Origin of the sequence: Tenacibaculum sp. SZ-18 (assembly GCF_002813915.1) — a bacterium.
Lineage (GTDB): Bacteria > Bacteroidota > Bacteroidia > Flavobacteriales > Flavobacteriaceae > Polaribacter.
In genome coordinates this window covers 802,110-822,173 of record NZ_CP019335.1, presented here as the reverse complement: position 1 = coordinate 822,173, position 20,064 = coordinate 802,110, and the positions used below count along the sequence as shown (strand labels likewise).

At 31.3% G+C, this 20,064-nt stretch carries 16 protein-coding genes; 11 read left to right on the top strand and 5 right to left on the bottom strand.

Annotated elements, in window-relative coordinates; all coding sequences use genetic code 11:
- The gene (locus BTO06_RS03690; RefSeq protein WP_100924013.1) at positions 1-930 is read right to left on the bottom strand and encodes a DUF368 domain-containing protein; all 930 of its coding nucleotides are present in this window, start codon (positions 928-930) and stop codon (positions 1-3) included.
- The gene (locus tag BTO06_RS03685) at positions 914-5,335 is read right to left on the bottom strand and encodes a translocation/assembly module TamB domain-containing protein (protein WP_232731507.1); all 4,422 of its coding nucleotides are present in this window, start codon (positions 5,333-5,335) and stop codon (positions 914-916) included. The genes BTO06_RS03690 and BTO06_RS03685 overlap by 17 nt, the downstream gene beginning before the upstream one ends.
- Positions 5,336-5,522: 187 nt before the next feature.
- Here BTO06_RS03685 and tsaD point away from each other — a divergent pair, with 187 nt between their 5' ends.
- Positions 5,523-6,551: a tRNA (adenosine(37)-N6)-threonylcarbamoyltransferase complex transferase subunit TsaD gene (tsaD, locus tag BTO06_RS03680; RefSeq protein ID WP_198517128.1), complete on the top strand. Its 1,029-nt coding sequence runs from the start codon at positions 5,523-5,525 to the stop codon at positions 6,549-6,551.
- Between the two features lie 54 nt (positions 6,552-6,605).
- Here the strand turns inward: tsaD and BTO06_RS03675 are convergent, their stop codons facing one another.
- From BTO06_RS03675 to BTO06_RS03665, 3 genes are all read right to left on the bottom strand, one after another.
- Positions 6,606-7,220, bottom strand: a complete 615-nt coding sequence (locus BTO06_RS03675; protein ID WP_100924011.1) for a thioredoxin family protein — start codon at positions 7,218-7,220, stop codon at positions 6,606-6,608.
- Positions 7,221-7,226: 6 nt separating this feature from the next.
- Positions 7,227-7,790 (bottom strand): TlpA family protein disulfide reductase, encoded by a 564-nt coding sequence (locus tag BTO06_RS03670; RefSeq protein ID WP_232731506.1) that lies wholly within the window; start codon positions 7,788-7,790, stop codon positions 7,227-7,229.
- Positions 7,791-7,889: 99 nt separating this feature from the next.
- Positions 7,890-8,672, bottom strand: coding sequence for a S1/P1 nuclease (locus BTO06_RS03665; protein WP_100924010.1), 783 nt, complete (start codon positions 8,670-8,672; stop codon positions 7,890-7,892).
- Positions 8,673-8,788: 116 nt separating this feature from the next.
- Between BTO06_RS03665 and BTO06_RS03660 the strand changes: the two genes are divergently transcribed.
- From BTO06_RS03660 to BTO06_RS03615, 10 genes are all read left to right on the top strand, one after another.
- Entirely contained in the window at positions 8,789-9,649 is an 861-nt protein-coding gene (locus tag BTO06_RS03660; protein WP_100924009.1) for an SPFH domain-containing protein, read from the top strand.
- Positions 9,650-9,657: 8 nt separating this feature from the next.
- Positions 9,658-10,125 carry a hypothetical protein gene (locus BTO06_RS03655; protein ID WP_100924008.1) on the top strand — a complete coding sequence of 156 codons (468 nt, stop codon included), beginning with the start codon at positions 9,658-9,660 and terminating at the stop codon, positions 10,123-10,125.
- A gap of 2 nt (positions 10,126-10,127) precedes the next feature.
- Positions 10,128-10,286, top strand: coding sequence for a DUF4177 domain-containing protein (locus BTO06_RS03650; RefSeq protein WP_100924007.1), 159 nt, complete (start codon positions 10,128-10,130; stop codon positions 10,284-10,286).
- A gap of 10 nt (positions 10,287-10,296) precedes the next feature.
- Positions 10,297-10,803, top strand: a complete 507-nt coding sequence (locus BTO06_RS03645) for a hypothetical protein (protein ID WP_198517127.1) — start codon at positions 10,297-10,299, stop codon at positions 10,801-10,803.
- Between the two features lie 79 nt (positions 10,804-10,882).
- Positions 10,883-11,050 (top strand): Arc family DNA binding domain-containing protein, encoded by a 168-nt coding sequence (locus BTO06_RS03640; RefSeq protein WP_100924006.1) that lies wholly within the window; start codon positions 10,883-10,885, stop codon positions 11,048-11,050.
- Positions 11,051-11,135: 85 nt separating this feature from the next.
- Complete coding sequence (locus tag BTO06_RS03635) at positions 11,136-14,342, top strand: VPS10 domain-containing protein (protein WP_100924005.1); 3,207 nt, start codon at positions 11,136-11,138, stop codon at positions 14,340-14,342.
- A gap of 53 nt (positions 14,343-14,395) precedes the next feature.
- On the top strand, positions 14,396-16,318 hold the full coding sequence (locus BTO06_RS03630; RefSeq protein ID WP_100924004.1) for a S9 family peptidase: 1,923 nt from the start codon (positions 14,396-14,398) through the stop codon (positions 16,316-16,318).
- Between the two features lie 80 nt (positions 16,319-16,398).
- Positions 16,399-17,058, top strand: coding sequence for a DUF2490 domain-containing protein (locus BTO06_RS03625; RefSeq protein ID WP_100924003.1), 660 nt, complete (start codon positions 16,399-16,401; stop codon positions 17,056-17,058).
- A 36-nt stretch (positions 17,059-17,094) separates the two neighbouring features.
- The gene (locus BTO06_RS03620; protein ID WP_100924002.1) at positions 17,095-18,489 is read left to right on the top strand and encodes a DUF819 family protein; all 1,395 of its coding nucleotides are present in this window, start codon (positions 17,095-17,097) and stop codon (positions 18,487-18,489) included.
- Positions 18,490-18,555: 66 nt separating this feature from the next.
- Complete coding sequence (locus BTO06_RS03615) at positions 18,556-19,272, top strand: DUF4369 domain-containing protein (protein WP_100924001.1); 717 nt, start codon at positions 18,556-18,558, stop codon at positions 19,270-19,272.
- Positions 19,273-20,064 lie beyond the last annotated feature (792 nt).

Below are 20,064 nucleotides of genomic sequence, written 5' to 3'. Positions count from 1 at the left end.
CTAACTAGGTTTAGAAGATACAGCTAATTTTTCTAACAATAAAATAACTCCGAATCCAATCAAAGCTAAAACAACAGCATATAGCATTTGTGGATTTCCTTCGTAAGATGTTGGTAAAATTGATTCTTCATTAAATGGCACCTTCTCTCCGTGAGAATTTGTTCTAAAAGTTAAAACTCTCTTCCAAGGCCAAATTTTATTTAATGAACCTATAATGAATCCTGTTAAAGCTGCAAGCGTAAAGTTTTTATAATTCGCGAATAGCCATTTTAATACTCTTGAAAACGACAACAAACCTGTAATTGCCCCTAACATAAAGACAACAACAACTGGAATATCTTTATTCGTTAAAGCATTTAAAACAGGTTTATAAGCTCCTAAAAGTACTAAAATAAAAGAACCTGAAATACCTGGTAAAATCATCGCACAAATTGCAATTGCTCCTGCCAAGAATATAAAAGGCATTGATGAATCTTCTGAAACTAATGGCGGTAATGTTGTTATTATATAAGCTGTCGCTGTAGTTATAATTAATAAAAGAATTGATATTATATTCCACTTTTCAATTTGTTTTGCGACGTAGATTATACTTGCTAAAACTAATCCAAAGAAAAAAGACCAAAGTAAAATTGGATGAGTTTCCAACAACCAAGAAATGACTTTTGCTAATGAAAGAAAACTAACAATGATTCCAATAAAAAGCGCTAATAAAAAATTACCATTCAATTCGGTCCAAGCTGATTTAAACCCTTCCTTTTTCAGTGTTTTTAACAATCCTAATTTAATATTACTTATCGAATGAAGAAGCTCTTCATAAATTCCTGAAATAAATGCTACTGTTCCACCTGATACCCCTGGCACAACATCAGCTGCTCCCATGGCAATACCTTTTAACGAAATTAAAAGGTAGTCCTTAATTTTTCTGCTCATCTTTAGTTTTTATAGAATCTTGTTTGGTTTTAAAGCTTATAAGCTTTTTTTTCTTTACAATAATACTATCTTTTTTTTCTACAATATTCTTTTTTTTCTTTTTAAAACCAAGCTTTTCTCCTAATTCAGAAATATTATTGAAATTTACTTGATAAGATAATCCCAATCCTTGAGTATACCCTTCATTATCGATATCAAACTGGACATCATTAGGTTTATTAAAAAATGTACTTCTTAGAGTTCCTTCTTCATTTAATAAAACCTCAACCTTCACTTCACCCACTACACTTGTTTGTGTATTTCCTCCAACAGGAACCCCTACTCGACCGTTTACTAAAACTCTATCAGAAATTTGAGTTGAAACGGAGACGTCTACTTGATCATCTATAGCATTTTGTAATTGATCAATATTATTTCTGTCGCCTTGAACGTACCCTAAACCAACTTGAAACTTTCCGTCTTCATTATTAATTACACTAGATAAAATACTGGTTGCTACCTGAGCTGCAGTTCCTGTAAGACCTTGAGATGCACTACTACCAATCGTCTCTTCGTCATAAAATGTTCCGAATGCCATTAAAAAAGTAAAGTGTTGCATTTTAGTATTAACATCATTCTCATTCAAAATGAACTCTAACTCTGACGCTACGGTTGAGTTTGCATTTGGAATTTTAATATCAAACTCTTGTTTAGAATCAAATAAACCTCCAGTAATTTTAGTATATAAATCTATCGGAATTTTTCTTGTAGAGTTAATGTTGTCAAGAAGTTGAGCAGGATTTGCTTTGGTTTGATAAATGGCAGTTAAATCCAATTGTGCATTTAGTGGATCACCTGTCCAAGAAATAGTTCCACCTCGCTGCACTGTAAACGGCTTACTTATAATTCCTCCATATTTAAAATTATAAGTCCCTTTTTCAATGGTAATACCTCCATCCATAATAAACTTTCCTCGTGTATCAATTTCAATATTCAAATTACCATTTCCACTTCCTTTTAAATCACTTCCTGAAACTTTATCAATAACTACTTGAGCAACTGCATCTTTTGTTACTGATAAGTTAAAATTCAGATTCAATCCTTTAACTTTTTCCAAACTCAAATCTTCAGAACTTTTGCTATTTTCTTCTGTTTTAAATCGAATTAATTTATAATTGTTTACGGTTGAAATATCATTCAATGGAATAACAAAAATAGTTCCTGGCTGAGTGGTAGCATTTACATTAATACTTAAATTACTCGTTAAGCCTCTAATTTGAGCATTTCCATTAATTAATCCTTTTCCATAATATGGAACCTCTTCAGCCTCTTTTGTATCGAGTACCAATAAATTCTCAGAGTCAATATCAAGTTTCATATACCATTTTTGAAAATCTTGATGTGTTATACTTCCAGACAAATATCCTTTTGTATCATACTTGGTATCTTCAAGAACCATTTTATCGATAATAAATGACTGATCAAATAACCGAATATCTGTATTATCAATAAAATCAAAATCAATATTTAAGTAGGGAAAAGTAAGCCCTGCATCTGCTAAAGAAATTCCACCTCTAAAAGCCGGATTAATCGCTGGACCTTTTGCTGTAAAATTTCCTGAAAGTCTTCCTCTTATATTGGAAATTACATCACCGCCAAAATCACTAAAACCATTTAATTCGTATTCTTTAAACTTAACTTTTAAATCTATTTCAGCCGCTCTTTTGGAAAAATCTAGACCTCCAGCAATATTCACATTATCAAACTCATAGTCACGTAATGAAATATCAACTTGATACTTATTTAAAGAGTTATCCCCTTCTATTTTCATTTTTAATGTTCCTTGAGAGAAATCATTTACTATAATGTCGTTTACTGTAATATCGGCAATTGGCTCAATTAACTCTTCTGTTTCCTTTAAAGAAACTTTCCCATTCAATAAACCTGAAAGTGTTAAATCTTCTGTTTCTGGGAGAATCCCTAATAGCTGAACATTTGTAAAATTAGCTTTTAAATCTTTCTGCTTATCTCCAAGCATACTACCTTGAAATTCTATTTTTTGCTCATTTGACACGAGTTCAAACGGACTGAATTCAAAATGATTATTGGTAAGATTAAAAGTAACTTTATTATTCTTATCGTTCTTCGGATTGATTTCCCAATCGTAATTATTATGGTTAAAACTAGATTTAAGCATTCCAATAACAGATTCATGATTCGAATCAATCGTGTAGAAAAAATCTAAATTGAAATTTTCTGTTAAATTTGAACCTCCTTTGAATGTCGATTTAAAAAATAAGGTATCGTTAACAGTTCTATTTAGCAAATTAATTTCTCCCAAGTCATAGTATTTATTCCTTACCTCCTTAGCTGTTAAATGGGTGCTGTATAATTTATTTTTATTATCAATTCGAAGAACAATATTTTCAATTGAATTATCATAAGCATTAACATTGGGGGAGCTAAAAGTAAATTTAACTTTATTTTTATTAGCATCTACCCTTCCTTTTATTCTCGTATTATTTCCAATAGAGATTTCTGGTAAAAAAACATCTACAATTTGATTATAGATTGTGAAATCAAATTTCATAAATTGATTTCCATCAACCTGCAACGGTTCGTAATTCGTATAAACACTTCCCAATGCATTTTGAAAAACAGGTAACACTTCTTCAAAAGAAAATTTTCCTTCTAGTTTTCCTTGAACAATATCTTTTGAATTTACTTCAATAGTTTTAATACTATCCTTTAATGATGAGTTGATCTGAAAATCTTTAAAAGAGAACGTTTTATTTTCATTTTTGTAGACTAAATTTTTGAAGGCTGCTTTTCCTACAATATTATCTAACGTATTTCCGACAACATCTATTTTAATATCTCCTTTAATAATTGCAATACTATCTCTATCAAAAAGATTTGTTTTACGCAAATCTAGTTTAGCAATGTCTGCACTAAAATCGAACTTATTTACCTCATTTGAAAAATCGGCTAAACCAGTAAACTCTAATTTAAAATTTTCATCGTTCGACTTCAAATACCCATCAAACTTTTTATTCTGGAATTGTCCATTTACCATTAAATTTTCATAAGAATACCCTTTGTAGTTTAACTTTGAAACGTTTCCTATAATAGTAGAATTGATATTATCCACAGAAAATCCTTTCCCACTAACATCTGCTTTTAAAGAAATTTCACCAAGATCTTCATCTCCCGTGATTTTAGCTAAATCCAAATCTATAAATTCTATTTCGCCACTATAAACTGCGTTATCAATATTTTCAATATTTGTTACTTGTAAATCAGAATATGTATTTCCAACATCTGATGTCATAGATAAAGTGGCGTCCATAAAATCAGGGGTTAATTTTATCAATCCCGCTAAAGAAAATTGACCTAATCTTTTGAAACTTGTTGGAAGTGTTTTTCCAAGAACATTCGGAAGTAAACTTTTAAGCTGATTATAATCTGAAGAAACTTTATCCAAATCGCCATCAAAAATAAAACCTCTCTCTGAATTAAATACATTTACAAACCCCATATCTCCTTTAATAAATAAACCATTTTTGGAATATAAATTTAAGTTTGGTGTACTGAAATTATTTAAAGTTCCATTGAAATTTCCAGTAAAAAACATTTTATCATTTCCACTAATTTCAGAATAAAACTTCTTCATATCCTTTACCGAAAGCTCACTCTTTTGAAAGGCTGCTGATAACCTAACTTTATCTGTAAAATAGGCTAAATCTTGTCTTCTGTAATTAAACTCTAATTCTCCTTTTAATTCTGAACCATTATCTGTATTTAGAGACAGCTTTTTAAATAACATTTGAGTTTTCGTATATGTAAAGTCAGTAGTAAGATTTGTTACATATAGTTTCCTATTGTCTTTTAAAAATAATCCACGAATATTCGCATAAACATTAGGCCCGACTACTGAAAAATCTTGGACATTTCCACCTGCATTGTAGGCAGCATATTGCAGAGGTACTTCCCTATCAAAATCATACAATTTAAAATTCAAGTTATCGATATAGATATTCTTTGTTCCTAAAACGAAAGGAGTCTTACTTTTGATGGTGTCATTATCTTTATCAAAAGTGTTTATAAAAACCGCTAAATTATCCTCATCTTCTTCTTTATATTTTTTCATGTGAAAATTAACCCCACGAAGAGTTATGTCTCCTAAATCAACTTCATTATCAACAATCTTTTTAACATTTATTAAGGAGGTTTTTAAACTTTGCACAAAAATTAAGGTATCTTTATGATGATCCCTAATTTCAATACCCTTTAAATTGACATTTCCTAACAAAGAAAGGTCTAGTTTTTTTACTATTATACTGGTGTTAAACTGTTGGTTGATTTTATTTGTTGCTATTTCAGCTAACTTACTCTGAACAAAAGGAGTAGATAAAACTAAAATCAAAAGCAATAGTAGAATCAGAATGACTCTAAGAACACGAAACACTATTTTACCTGCTTTTTTTATGATTTTAAGTGAGAATATTAGAATACGAAAAACTACAAAAATTTTGCCTTAGTACAAAGAAACTGCAATTTTAACGAATATCTAACGTATTATGGATATTTTTGTATTTCAAAACCATATAAAATTGGAAAAAAAAGAGATATACATTTTAGGTATAGAAAGTTCGTGTGATGATACCAGTGCTGCTGTTTTACGCAACAATGAAGTTCTTAGTAATGTTATCGCTAATCAAGATGTTCATGCCAAATACGGAGGAGTTGTTCCTGAGTTAGCTTCAAGAGCGCATCAACAAAATATTGTTCCTGTTGTACAACAAGCTTTAGAACGTGCCGGTATTGCAAAAGAACAATTAAACGCTATCGCTTTTACTTGTGGTCCTGGATTAATGGGATCGCTTTTAGTTGGTACATCTTTCGCTAAATCTTTAGCAGTTGGATTAAATATTCCAATAATAGATGTCAATCATATGCAAGCTCACATTTTAGCTCATTTCATCAAAGAAGATGGATGTGAGATTCCTCCTTTTCCATTTATTTGTTTAACTATTAGTGGTGGACATACACAGATTGTTAAGATTACCGATTATTTTGAGATGGAAGTTTTGGGAGAAACTATTGACGATGCCGTAGGAGAAGCCTATGATAAATCTGCTAAAATTCTAGGACTTCCTTATCCTGGAGGACCTTTAGTTGATAAATATGCACAACAAGGAAATCCAAAAGCATTTCAATTTACGCAGCCTAAAGTTGGAGATTTAGAATTTAGCTTTAGTGGATTGAAAACACAAATCTTATATTTTATCCAGAAGAATGTTAAAGAAAACCCTAAATTTATTGAGGAAAATCTTTATGACATTTGTGCTTCTATTCAACATACAATTGTTGAAATTTTAATGAAAAAAATTAAGAATGCCGTAAAACAAACAGGAATAAAAGATATCGCTATTGCTGGTGGAGTTTCTGCTAATTCTGAAATCAGAAAACGATTAACAGAAGCGGATAAACATTGGGGATGGAATACTTATATTCCTAAATTTCAATACACAACGGACAATGCTGGAATGATTGCTATCGCAGGCTATTTAAAGTATCTTAATAAAGATTACGCCGACATATCTGTAGCAGCTAAAGCAAGATTAAAAGTTTCAGAATAAAAAAGCGAACTATCCTAGTTCGCCTTTTATATAATAGAATTCATTAAAAATCGATTACTTCGCTACTTTAATTGAACAACCGATAGCCTTTGTCTCTGTTTTTCTAGGTGATTTTCCTGCTAATAAATCATCTACAGCATTTTCTACATACAAGTCATTGACACCTGAAGCGTCTCTTGCGTTGTCATCAATCGCTCCGATGTACGATAAAACAAAATTTTTCTTTGTATTTTTCAAAATGAATACGTGTGGAGTTCTAGTTGCACCGAACTTAGGAAAAACTTTTTGTCCATCATCGAAAAGATAAGGGAAAGTAAATCCTTTAGACTTTGCTCTTACTTTCATAGAATCGAAATCATCTCCATTAGAAACTGCTGGATCATTTGGGTTAATTGCCACTACTGGATAACCTTTCGATTTATATTTCTTGTCTAAAGCGATAATTCTATCTTCATACATTTTTGAATAAGGACAATGATTACAAGTGAATACTACAATTACACCTTTATCGCTTTCATAATCGTTAAGAGAAACCATTTTACCATCGATATTTTTCAAGGTAAAATTCTCTACTTTATCTCCAATGTCATATCCTTTTTTCGCTTTTGTAGTAAATGCTACAGTTACGGCAACAACCGCTAAAACTAATATTGATTTTAAAGCTTTCATTTTTATTTAATTTAAGAATTTTTGTAGTTCTGATTTTAACTCATCATAAGTAAACGATCTTTCAAAAAAGCCTCGTTCATTTTTATTATATATGATAGTTGCTGGAATTGCTCCTGACCAACTATTGTCTACTCCGTTAATCCATTTATTTTGATTTGAATCATCTAAAACAACCACTTCTGGAGCCAACTTATTATCTTGAATAAAAGGAACCAATTGACTTTCAATTTCGTTCGGGAAATCTAAACTCACTAACAATACTTCAACATTATTGTCTGTATTTTCTGCATGCAATTTTTCAAAAGCAGGCAGTTCTTCAACACAAGGCTTACACCAAGTAGCCCAAAAATTTATTACATGAGTTTTATCATCTTGCTCCTCCAAGTATGGTTTAAGTGCTTCGAAGTTTAACACTTTTAAGTCACCAATCATTTTTATTTTAGGCTGAACTTTTACTTCGACTCTTTTGTCTACAACTTCTTTTTTCGTCTGATTATTGATAACTTCCTTGCAAGAATGAAGTAAACTCGCAGCAAGAGTCATTAAGGTAATTATTTTAAATTTCATCATGTTAAAATTAAGAAATGGAATACTCATGACAGAAACATTAACTTTTTTTAACTAAAAAAAGCCTCTTTAATAAGAGGCTTTTATACTGTTCATATTTTTTTATCGAAATATTTCATTTAAAATTTTTGCCAATCTAATTCCGCCTTTTTGAAGTTGCTCTCTCACAATTGGAAAGTTTACATACGAATATCTGTAGCGAAGCTTCTCACCTGTTTTAGCCGATTTATAAACCTCTTTTGCTAAACTATGTGATTCCTTCACCCAGTCTAAAACTGTACCTTTTTGTATTGCTCTTACTTGATGTTTTGATAAAGATTTTACGTTATCAGCCAATTCAAAATAGCTCATTCCCCAACTAGCTAACATATTCGAATCCCATACTCGATGTAGATTAGAACCTTTACCATGCCATTGTACTTGAATTTTATTTCCTCCTTTATCCTTTTTTCTACCTACATGTAATGGTTGATGTAAATCACCAATTAAATGAACTAACATTTTCAAGTGAAATCTCTTATCTTGAATTGAAGCGTTATCATCTTTTAATACCTGAACACAAAAGTTGATTCCTGTTATTAAATCGCCTTTAGGATTTTTATCTGAAGATTCATAATCTCCATCTTCAGAAATATTCACGTAATGCCAACTTGAGTATTTTCTGAAATCTCTATCGGATTTAATCTCATCTGCATACGTTGATACAAATGCTAAACTTTCTCCTTGCAATAACTTATTGATTTTTCTTTTTGCTCTTCTAGTCAGATGCTTTTCTGCAATCTTCCCTGTAGTTCTATGACCAACAGCTCCCCAATCGTTATTTAAAGAAAAAACTGATTGTGAAACCGTTACAATTACTGATAATATAACAGCTTTTAACCTCATTTCTTACATATTTTCCATGCTAAAGTAGAAAATATTTATTTCAAAACTTTGTTAAATCAGAAAAAATTATAATATATTTGTGATATCAAATTAATATCATAATAAAATTAATAAATATGGAATCAGAAAAAATTATCAAACCTGCTAATGGATATTTAATGTTAACTGTCTTCTTTTTATCATTCTTCGGAAGTATCGTAGCGGCGATTAAATATGAGAATCCAGTTTTCTTAATTATTACCTTTATAGCCTTAGTATTATCTTTTGGTTTTATTCTTGTAAATCCAAATACCTCGAAAGTAGTATTGCTTTTCGGAAAATATATTGGAACTATCAAACAAAATGGACTTTACTGGGCAAATCCATTTTACACCAAAAGAAAGATTTCTTTAAGAGCTAGTAATTTTGATAGTGAACGATTGAAAGTAAATGACAAGCTTGGAAATCCAGTAATGATTAGTACTATTTTAGTTTGGAGAGTAACAGATACATATAAAGCTGCTTTCGATGTTGATAATTATGAGAATTTTGTAAGAGTTCAAACAGATGCAGCTGTAAGAAAATTAGCGAGTATGTACCCATATGATAATTTTGCTGATGACGGTCATGAAGAAGATATTACGTTAAGATCAAGCGTAAATGAAGTAAGCGAAACATTAGAAAAAGAATTAGAAGAAAGATTGGCCATTGCAGGAATAGAAGTACTAGAAGCTAGAATTGGCTATTTAGCATACGCACAAGAAATTGCAAATGCCATGTTAAAAAGACAACAGGCAACTGCTATTGTTGCTGCCAGACATAAAATTGTTGAAGGTGCTGTAAGTATGGTTGAAATGGCTTTGGAAGAATTAAACAAAAAAGACATTGTTGATTTAGATGAAGAAAGAAAAGCTGCAATGGTTAGCAATTTGATGGTAATTCTTTGTGGTGATAAAGATGCATCGCCAGTTTTAAATACGGGAACTTTAAATCATTAATCGATTAAATGAAAGAATATAAATTCAATTTTTTTCTTGTTGATGGACAAGCAGTTGTGGATAGTGAACAAATTAAAATACTTAAAAACGGAGGTTTCCTTAAAGAATTAAAAACAAAAGGTTGGTTCATTATTGTATCTGCTCTCATAATCTACAGAATACAACAAAGTATTTTTTCTGAAGACTTTGACTCTCCAATGGATTATGTGGGATTCGGATTAAGATTAGTGGTAATTTTAATTATTGTTGCACTTGTATTTTATTACTCACTGAGGTTCAACTGGAAAAACACAATTAAAATTAATGATATAGAAAGTATCATCGTTGAGGAGGATGAAATTGAAACGGAGTTAACAATTCTCACCTCAAATAAGAGAGAGAAGCTTTTAGAATTTAGAACATTAGAAAATCAATCTTCCAATTTTATAGAAGCTTTACAAAAACGTAACTCCAGAATTGTAATTAAAAATAGATAACTATGAAAGAATACAAAGTAGTTCAAATGAAACTGGGATTAAGAAATCGTGTAAAAAATTTAGAAGACTTACTCAATCAATATGCGAGAGAAGGTTGGCGTGTTGTTGAAATTCCGTCTGGATGGCAAATAGTCTTATTTGAAAGAGATAAAAACAGATAGAATAAAATAAATGAGAGTATTTAAAGAAGAACAAAGGTTTAGTCAATTATGGATTATTGTGCTTTTAGTAACAAGTTCAATAATTCCTATGATACTTTTCATTAAAGCTTATATCAACAATGAAATGTCATTGCAAGATTTGATTATCGCCTCTTCATTATTATTATTAAGCTGCTTATTAATATTTATATTTAAACTTACGACGAAGATAGATCAGCAAGGAATCTATTATAAATTCTTTCCAATACATTTATCCTTTAAGTTGATTAAATGGTCTGAGATTTCAGAAGTTTATACACGAAAATATGACGCAATTAGTGAATACGGTGGCTGGGGTTGTAAAGGTGGAATTTTCTGGAAAAAATCAAACGGAGTTGCTTATAACGTTTCTGGTGAAGAAGGTTTACAAATTATAACCAAAAATGGTAAAAAAATTTTGATTGGAACAAAACAGATTCACCAAGTTGATCAATGTGTTCATCACTATTTCAGTGACAATAAAGAAACCAATGTTTAAAATATTACTCTACTTATGTATTTATGTCACTTATTTTGTGATTACTTTAATTTAAATCAAACGATCTGTTGAAGATATTATGGCTAAGAAAAAAGCATTTGCACTTAGAATAAATGAAGACATGCTTAAAGCAATTGAAAAATGGGCATCTGACGAGTTTAGATCGACTAACGGTCAAATAGAATGGATGCTTATGAAAGCTTTAAAAGAAGCCAAAAGGGAACCTAAAAAGAAAGATCAACAATAAAGTTAACCCGTTAACACTTTTTTAAGAATTGTGAAGATGAATTAACTGTATTTTTAGATTTTCTTAATCAACTAATTCACTTTACATGAAAAAATCTATTTCACTACTACTTTTCTTAGTAGCATTTGTTGCATTTGGACAAGAATTTTCTATGGATTTGGTTAAAAATATGAAACCAAGAAATATAGGTCCAGGTGGAATGAGCGGAAGAGTCACCGCTATTGATGTTGTACTTAAAAATCCGAATGTTATGTATATTGGAACTGCTTCTGGAGGTTTATGGAAATCTACATCTGGAGGAATAAAATGGGAACCTCTATTCGATAAAGAAGTTACTGCATCAATTGGAGCCGTAGCTATTCAGCAATCAAACCCAAGTGTTATTTGGATTGGAACAGGTGAAGGGAATCCGCGTAATAGTTTAAACGGTGGTTATGGAGTTTATAAGTCACTCGATGGGGGGAAAACATGGAAGTCTATGGGATTACAAAAAACACGTCATATTCATCGTGTTATAATTCATCCTAATAACCCTAACATTGTTTATGTTGCTGCTATTGGTTCTCCATGGGGAGAACATCCTGAAAGAGGTATTTTTAGAACAACTGACGGAGGTATAACTTGGAAGAAAATTTTATTTAACAATAACAAAACTGGAGCTGCTGATTTAGTAATTGATCCATCAAATCCTAATAAGTTAATCGCAGCGATGTGGGAACACAAACGTGATCCTTGGTTCTTTAAATCTGGTGGAAAAGGAAGTGGATTATACATAACGCATGATGGTGGTGATAATTGGAAAAAAGTAACAGATAAAGAAGGCTTTCCAAAAGGTGATTTAGGTCGAATTGGTATTTCAATTTCAAGAAGTAATCCTGACGTTGTTTATGCTTTAGTAGAAGCTAAAAAGAATGCTTTATACAGAAGTGATGATGGTGGATTTAAATGGAAAATGATTAACAATAAATCAGGAACTAACGGAATAGGAAATAGACCTTTCTATTATTCTGAAATTTATACTGATCCTCAGAACGAAAATAGAGTTTACAGTATTTACACTTATGTAAATGTTTCTCAAGATGGAGGAAAAAGTTTTAGAATGTTAATGCCTGCCTATGGTGCCAATAATGGTGTTCACCCTGATCATCACGCTTGGTGGATTCATCCAGAAAATGGAAAATTCATGATTGACGGAAACGATGGTGGTTTAAACATTACCAAAGATGGTGGTAAAACTTGGCGTTTTATTGGAAATTTACCGGTAGCTCAATTTTATCATATAAATGCAGATAACGAATACCCTTATAATGTATACGGTGGAATGCAAGATAATGGTTCCTGGAGAGGACCTGCATATGTGTGGAAAGCGCAAGGAATTCGCAATTCTTATTGGCAAGAAATTAGTTTTGGAGATGGATTTGATGTTGTTCCTGACAAAGATGATTCTCGCTATGGATGGTCGATGAGTCAGCAAGGTTTTGTTTCTAGATATGATTATAAAACTGGTAACAACTACACAGTACGCCCAACCCATCCAGATATTAATATAAAATTACGCTTCAACTGGAATTCTGCAATCAATATTGATCCTTTTGATAATTCTACTATTTACTTCGGTAGTCAATTTGTACATAAATCAACTGATAAAGGATTAACTTGGGAACTTATATCTCCCGATTTAACAACCAACGATAAATCTAAACAAAAACAACATGAAAGTGGCGGTTTAACGATGGATGCAACTGGCGCAGAAAACCATTGTACCATCTTAGTCATTGAACCTTCTCCTGTTGAAAAAGATATGCTTTGGGCAGCAACGGATGATGGACAAGTTCATGTTACAAAAAATGGTGGTGCAAGTTGGACTAATGTTTCGAAAAATATAAAAGGTTTACCAGCAAATAGCTGGATTGTACAAGTAAAAGCTTCTAATAAAAATAAAGGAGAAGCATTATTAATTGCCAACGATTATCGTCGTTTCAATTACACTCCTTATGCTTATCGAACAACTAATTACGGTAAAACATGGGAACGTATTGTTGATGAAAACGATGTTAAGAGTTATACTTTAAGTATCGTCGAAGACCCCGTAGAGCGTAACTTATTATTCTTAGGAACGGATGATGGATTATATATTTCTTTTAACGCTGGTAAAAAATGGACGAAATGGACACAAGGTTTTCCAACTGTATCTGTAAAAGATTTAGTCATTCAACCACGGGAACATGACTTAGTTATTGGAACATTCGGAAGAGCGGCTTGGGTATTAGACGATATTAGACCTTTAAGAGCAATTGCTGCCAACCAAAATATTTTAACTAAGAACTTTGAATTATTTGATCCTCCAACTGCATACCAAGCAAATTATCAACAACCAACCGGAAGTAGATTTGGAGCTGATGCATTATTTAATGGAACAAATAGACCAGGTGGTGCCAGAATTAAGTACTTTATAAATAAACCTAAAAAAGAAGCTACTAACAAAGAGGAAAAATCTTCTAAAAAAGCAAGTAAAAAAGAGGAGAATAAAGTGAAGTGGGACTCAATTAAATTAGAAATTTATGATGGTGCTCGTTTAATTAGAACTTTAAAAAGAAAAGCTCCTAAAGAAAATGGTATTCATACGTTTACTTGGTATATGAACGAAAAAGGTGTGGCTAGAGCTTCTAGAAACATTAGAAAATCTAAATTCGAACCTTCAGGAGTTTCAGTAAAACCAGGAACTTATAAGATTAAAGCTAGTTTTGGAGATCAAGTTGCAGAGCAAAATATCACCGTTGAATATGATCCAAGGCTTACTATTTCTAAAGAAGCGATTGATCAAAAATATAATACTTCTAAAGAATTAGAAAAACATCAAGAGGTTATGGCAAACGCTGTAAGACAATTGGTAGAAAGTAAGAACATTGCAGAAGGTTATAAAAAAGAATTAGCTTCAAAAGACAAGAAAAAGTATAAGGATCAAATTAAATCTTCCAAAGATATTATTAAGAAAATTGATACTTTACTAACTGTTTATTTAGGAAAAGTAGATAAACGTCAAGGAATTGTTCGAAGCCCAGACCCAAATGTTAGTTCAAGATTAGGAACTGCTAGCTGGTATATTGATAGTAGATTCGGAAATCAAACTGCAACTGAAACTCGTTTAATTGAACAGTTTAAGACTTCTTTGAAAGAAGCTCTAGGCCAAACCAATGCATTTTTTAATAACGACTGGCCTGTTTATAAAGGCGAGGTTGAAAAAATTATTATTTCACCATTTAAGGAAACTAAGATTTTTCAATTGAATTAATCCGTAACTTATTGACCATTAAATCGTCTTAATGAAAATCTAAATTTCTAAAAATGAAAAATATACTATTACTAACTTTCTTCACAGGACTCTTATTAGTTTCGTGCAAAGAAAGTAAAAAAGAAGAATTAAGTTCTTCCGAAAAAATCAAACAATACTCCATTAAGCAAATGATGGATAATGAAAGTGTTTTTGGTGGTAGTTTCTCATCTGACAATTCAAAATTATTAGTTACTAGTAACAAATCTGGTATCTATAACATGTATACCGTCAACACAAAAGATGGGACTTATACTCCAATAACCCAATCCGATAGTTCATCTGTTTACGCTACATCCTATTTTCCAAAAGATGATAGAATGTTATTTAGAATGGACGATAACGGAGATGAAATATATCATATTTATAAACGTGATTTAGACGGAACTATAACCGAACTTACACCAGGAAAAGGTGTAAGATCAAATTTTTATGGATGGTCAAAAGATGAAAAAAGCTTCTTTTACGGATCAAACAAAAGAGACCCTAAATACATGGATATTTATGAAATGGATTTAAAAACATTCACTCCTAACATGATTTATGAAAATAAAGAAGGCTACGATGTTTCTGCCATCTCTAACAATAAGCAGTTATTTGCATTAAATAAAACTGTAAACACCAATGATAGTGACTTATTCCTTTACAATGTTTCTACCAAAGAAACTATAAAAATTAATGAAACTATAAGTGGTAATTCTGCAGAAGATTTTTCTAATGATGATAAATTCTTGTACTACACTACTGATGCAAACGGAGAATTTACTTCATTAATGAAATACGATCTTCAAACTAAAGAATCAACCCAAGTTTTAAAGAAAGATTGGGATATCAGCGGAAGCTATTTTACCAACAAAGGAAATTATAGAGTAACATACATTAATGAAGACGCAAAAAATGTGATTGAAGTACAAAATGTAGCTACTGGTAAGAATATTGAATTACCAAGTGTTAACGGAAAAAGTATTACTAATGTTGGTTTTTCTAGAGACGAAACTAAGCTACGCTTTTATGCTGGGGGATCAAACTCACCCTCAAATCTCTATGTTTATGATTTAAAATCGAAGGAACAAAAACAATTAACAAATGTTTTAAATGATGAAATTAACGAAGAAGATTTAGTAAGTGCCAAAGTCATTCGTTACCCTTCTTTCGATGGTGTCACTATTCCTGCAATTTACTATTTACCACATCAAGCTTCTGCGGATAATAAAGTTCCTGCACTAGTTTGGGTACACGGAGGACCTGGAGGTCAATCACGTCAAAATTTTAACTCTCGAATTCAGTATTTAGTAAATCATGGTTATGCAGTATTAGCTGTTAATAATAGAGGAAGTAGTGGTTACGGAAAAACTTTCTATAAAATGGATGATAAAAATCACGGTGAAAAAGATTTACAAGACTGCGTAGAAGGTAAAAAATGGTTGGCAAAACAAGCAGAAATAGATGACAAGAAAATCGGAATTATTGGAGGTTCTTATGGCGGTTACATGACTATGGCTGCTCTTACTTATACGCCTGAGGAGTTTGCTGTTGGTGTTAATATTTATGGTGTTACAAACTGGATGCGCACTTTAAAAAGTATTCCACCATGGTGGGAATCATTCAGAGAAGCTTTATACAAAGAGTTAGGAAATCCACACTCTGCTGATTCTGTAAGACTAAAAAAGATTTCTCCATTGTTCCATACAGATAAAGTAACTAAACCACTAATGGTATTACAAGGAGCAAAAGACCCAAGAGTTTTACAAGTAGAATCTGATGAAATTGTTGCAGGAGTGAAGAAAAATGGTGTTCCTGTAGAATATGTTTTATTTGAAGATGAAGGACATGGCTTTGCTAAAAAAGAAAATCAGATTGAGGCCAACAGTAAAATTTTAAAATTTTTGGATGAATATCTCAAAAAGAATAAGCCCCTTGAAAAATCGGCTTTATAAAATATAACCAATTTTAAAATAGAATCTCTAGTTTATTTAATTAGAGATTCTATTTTTGTTTACTAACATATTTAAAGAGAATGAAAAAAATAGTAGTACTTCTAACATTACTTGTCTTTTTTCAAGTAAATGCACAGGAAAATCCAGAAAAGGAACTTGGTATCTGGTACATGTACAATGGATCCCATAAACTTACTGATAAATTCAGCATAAAATCAATGGCTCATTTTCGCTTCTTTGAAATTGGTGACGATCTACAACAATATATTTTACGTTTTGGCGCAAATTATAAATTCAACAAAAACTTTAGTGCAACTTTAGGTTATGCTTTTTTAGATACTGATACTTCTTATGGAATTCAAGGAGGAACTTTTGGTGATCATCGTATTTACGAGGATTTATTAGCAAATCATAAACTTGGTGAATTAAGTTTTGCTCACCGTTTACGAGCAGAACATCGTTTTTTTAACTCACAAACGGGTCATTTATTAAGATATCAACTAGGATTAGGCTATCCAATATCGAAAAAGTGGTCAAGTTATATATATGATGAAATCTTTTTTGACTTTGACGGGGGTGATGCATACAATCAAAACTGGTTTGGATTGGGAGTTAAATACCAATTATCTAAAGTTGTAAAACTACAATTAGGTTACATGAGTATTAATATCAATAATCAAAACTTAGATAGAATTCAATTAGGAATTGCTATCAGTACTGACCATAGAAAAAAGAAATAATAATAGAATTCTTACTTTTAGCCAAAATTAACTTTTATGAATATTTCTGAAATCAATAACGATATACCTGTTTTTGCAAGTGATACCATTATTTTTGGTATCCTTTGTTTAATACTTGCTGGGATTTTTTATACTTCAAAACATCACAAATTTTATAAGTTTTATAAAGTTATTCCTGCATTACTATTATGTTATTTCCTACCCTCTATTTTTAGTTCTTTAGGAATTATCGCTGACAAATGGATTGATGTTAAAGCTACCATTACTCACTTACAATCTGTTTATCATAACTTAGAAGGGGTTACTAACTTGACTTCATTAAAAGCTTATATTACTACTAATAATATTCCATCGAGTGAGTATTCACAGTTTATTGGTGGAAGTAAAATTTATTATATTTCTTCAAGATTTTTATTACCGGCCTCTTTAGTTTTACTTACACTAAGTATCGATTTAAAAGGAGTTTTTAATTTAGGTCCGAAAGCCTTAATCATGTTTTTAACGGCTACTTTAGGTGTAATGATTGGTGGACCCTTAGCTATTTTATTTTTCAATTTCGTTGCTCCAGATATTTTGACAAATGTACAAGGAACAGAGTTATGGAAAGGATTGAGTACGGTTGCTGGAAGCTGGATTGGTGGTGGTGCAAACCAACTTGCGATGAAAGAGCAATGGCAAGTAAGCGATAGTTTATTTAGCATAATGGCTGTTGTAGATGTTCTAGTCGCAGAAGTTTGGATGGTCTTTTTACTTTTAGGAGTTGCTAAATCGGATGTTATTGACAAATGGCTCAAAGCCGATAATAGTGCTATTACCACATTAAAAAATAAGATGGAAAAGTTTACGGTTGAAACTGCACGTGTTCCCTCTTTTAACGATTTAATTATTTTAACAGGAATTGCATTTGGAGTAACCTCATTAGGACATTTTGTAGGTGATAACCTAGGCGAATGGATTAAAGATAACGTCCCTGCACTTGTTGATTTTGGATTAGGAAGTTCATTTTTCTGGTTAATAATTACAGCAACAACTATTGGAGTATTCTTATCGTTTACAAAAATCAGAAATTACGAAGGCGCTGGAGCCAGTAAAATCGGTTCAGTTTTTATTTATTTATTAGTTGCTTCTATTGGAATGAAAATGAATTTAAACGCTATTGTTGAAAACATTAGCTTATTTGCTATTGGTTTTGTGTGGATTATTATTCATGTTGGTTTGTTATTTTTAGTAGCAAAACTTATTAAAGCTCCTTATTTCTTTTTGGCAGTTGGGTCGAAAGCCAATATTGGTGGAGCTGCATCTGCACCTGTTGTTGCCGGAGCATTTCATCCTTCATTAGCTCCAGTTGGTGTACTACTAGCAGTGCTTGGCTACGCATTAGGTACTTATGGTGCATTTGCCTGTGCATTACTAATGAAATGGGTAAGTTAAATGTTATTCGATTCTAGAGAATCCATAAAATTTACGCATATTTGCAATCGAAAATTTAAGACATTTATGAGAAATATTATCGCATTAGTATTGGTTTCTTTTATTACTTTTTCTTGTTCATCTGATAAGAAAATGGGAAATATGATCATTACAGGTCAAATTAAAGGATTAAAAAAAGGAACATTATATCTTCAAAAAATGAAAGATACAGTAATTGTTTCAGTAGATTCTCTTCAGTTATTAGGAGATGATAGATTCACACTTACAGATAATGTTGATTCTCCTGTAATGTATTACTTAACTTTTGATGGAAATACACAACCAAAAAAAATTATGTTTTTTGGGGAAAAAGGAAACATTACTATAGACGACAATGTTGAAAACTTCGGAGTAAATCCAACGATTACAGGATCTTTGAATCAAGCAATTATGACGAATTTCAACGAAATTGATAATCAATTTAAATCAAAACGTTTAGATTTCATTGCTAAAGAATTAGAAGCTCGTTCTAAAAATGATACAATCAAAGTTGATAGCCTAGCAAAAGCATTTAATCAATTGATTCGTCGTCGTTTCTTATTTGCCACTAATTTTGCAGTCTCTAATAGTGATAGTGAAGTAGCTCCATATATTGCATTAACTGAGCTATATGACGCTAATTTATATTTATTAGATACCATTAACAATAGTTTATCAGAAAAAGTAAAAAATTCAGATTACGGAAAGCGTTTGAACAAATTTGTAAATGAAATTAAAGAAGCGGAAAAGAAAAAAGACGAATAAGATTCTCTTGCCTTTATCTTAAAAAATATAAAGCCTTTCTTAAAAGAAAGGCTTTTTTTGGTCTTTTTAGTTTAAGTTCAGTAGCATTCCCCCAAATTTTACTTTCCCTTAAAACATAGGATAGACCTATTGAACGAAGATATGAAATTATTATTAAATTACTATCATAAAATGACAAAAAAGTATTAAAAACGAATACTTTCACTTATAAATTTCTGGTAGTTACAATTAATAAAAAGACACAGACACAATGGAAAGGATTGCTTCGCAAAGCTCGCAATGACGAATAAATAACCGTCATTCCGAGTAGCGAAACGACGAAGGAACTTTTCTAATCAAAATATAATTATTTATATGAAACAATATCGCTCAACATTATTGATAAAACAAAGACTTAACTTAAAGAGATTGCTTCGTAAAGCTCGCAATGACGAATAAATAACCGTCATTCCGAGGAGCGTAGCGACGAAGGAATCTTTCCCTTCAATATATTATTATTTACATGAAACAGTATCGCTCAAAATTATTGATAAAAGAGGGTAAACCTAAAGAGATTGCTTCGCTAGGCTCGCAATGACGAACAAAAACAAACGTCATTCCGAGGAGCGAAACGACGAAGGAATCTTTAATTTCGGCAGTACATTACAAACTTGATATGAAAGTTAATTAAAACTTACTAAAAATAAGATTCCCGACTCCTCTAGAATGACAACCTAATTAAAAAAAGATAGCTCGGAAATGATTTCCGAGCCATTATAAATAGTAAATAGTTTAAAGTTAAGTTATTGCATG

Bases quoted from the DNA above. Each gene is read 5' to 3' on its own strand.
- BTO06_RS03645 (WP_198517127.1), top strand. From the start codon at position 10,297: ATGAGAGTATTTAAAGAAGAACAAAGGTTTAGTCAATTATGGATTATT.
- BTO06_RS03665 (WP_100924010.1), bottom strand. From the start codon at position 8,672: ATGAGGTTAAAAGCTGTTATATTATCAGTAATTGTAACGGTTTCACAA.
- BTO06_RS03660 (WP_100924009.1), top strand. From the start codon at position 8,789: ATGGAATCAGAAAAAATTATCAAACCTGCTAATGGATATTTAATGTTA.
- BTO06_RS03625 (WP_100924003.1), top strand. From the start codon at position 16,399: ATGAAAAAAATAGTAGTACTTCTAACATTACTTGTCTTTTTTCAAGTA.
- BTO06_RS03635 (WP_100924005.1), top strand. From the start codon at position 11,136: ATGAAAAAATCTATTTCACTACTACTTTTCTTAGTAGCATTTGTTGCA.
- BTO06_RS03655 (WP_100924008.1), top strand. From the start codon at position 9,658: ATGAAAGAATATAAATTCAATTTTTTTCTTGTTGATGGACAAGCAGTT.
- BTO06_RS03630 (WP_100924004.1), top strand. From the start codon at position 14,396: ATGAAAAATATACTATTACTAACTTTCTTCACAGGACTCTTATTAGTT.
- BTO06_RS03640 (WP_100924006.1), top strand. From the start codon at position 10,883: ATGGCTAAGAAAAAAGCATTTGCACTTAGAATAAATGAAGACATGCTT.
- BTO06_RS03670 (WP_232731506.1), bottom strand. From the start codon at position 7,790: ATGATGAAATTTAAAATAATTACCTTAATGACTCTTGCTGCGAGTTTA.
- BTO06_RS03650 (WP_100924007.1), top strand. From the start codon at position 10,128: ATGAAAGAATACAAAGTAGTTCAAATGAAACTGGGATTAAGAAATCGT.
- BTO06_RS03620 (WP_100924002.1), top strand. From the start codon at position 17,095: ATGAATATTTCTGAAATCAATAACGATATACCTGTTTTTGCAAGTGAT.
- BTO06_RS03675 (WP_100924011.1), bottom strand. From the start codon at position 7,220: ATGAAAGCTTTAAAATCAATATTAGTTTTAGCGGTTGTTGCCGTAACT.
- BTO06_RS03690 (WP_100924013.1), bottom strand. From the start codon at position 930: ATGAGCAGAAAAATTAAGGACTACCTTTTAATTTCGTTAAAAGGTATT.
- BTO06_RS03615 (WP_100924001.1), top strand. From the start codon at position 18,556: ATGAGAAATATTATCGCATTAGTATTGGTTTCTTTTATTACTTTTTCT.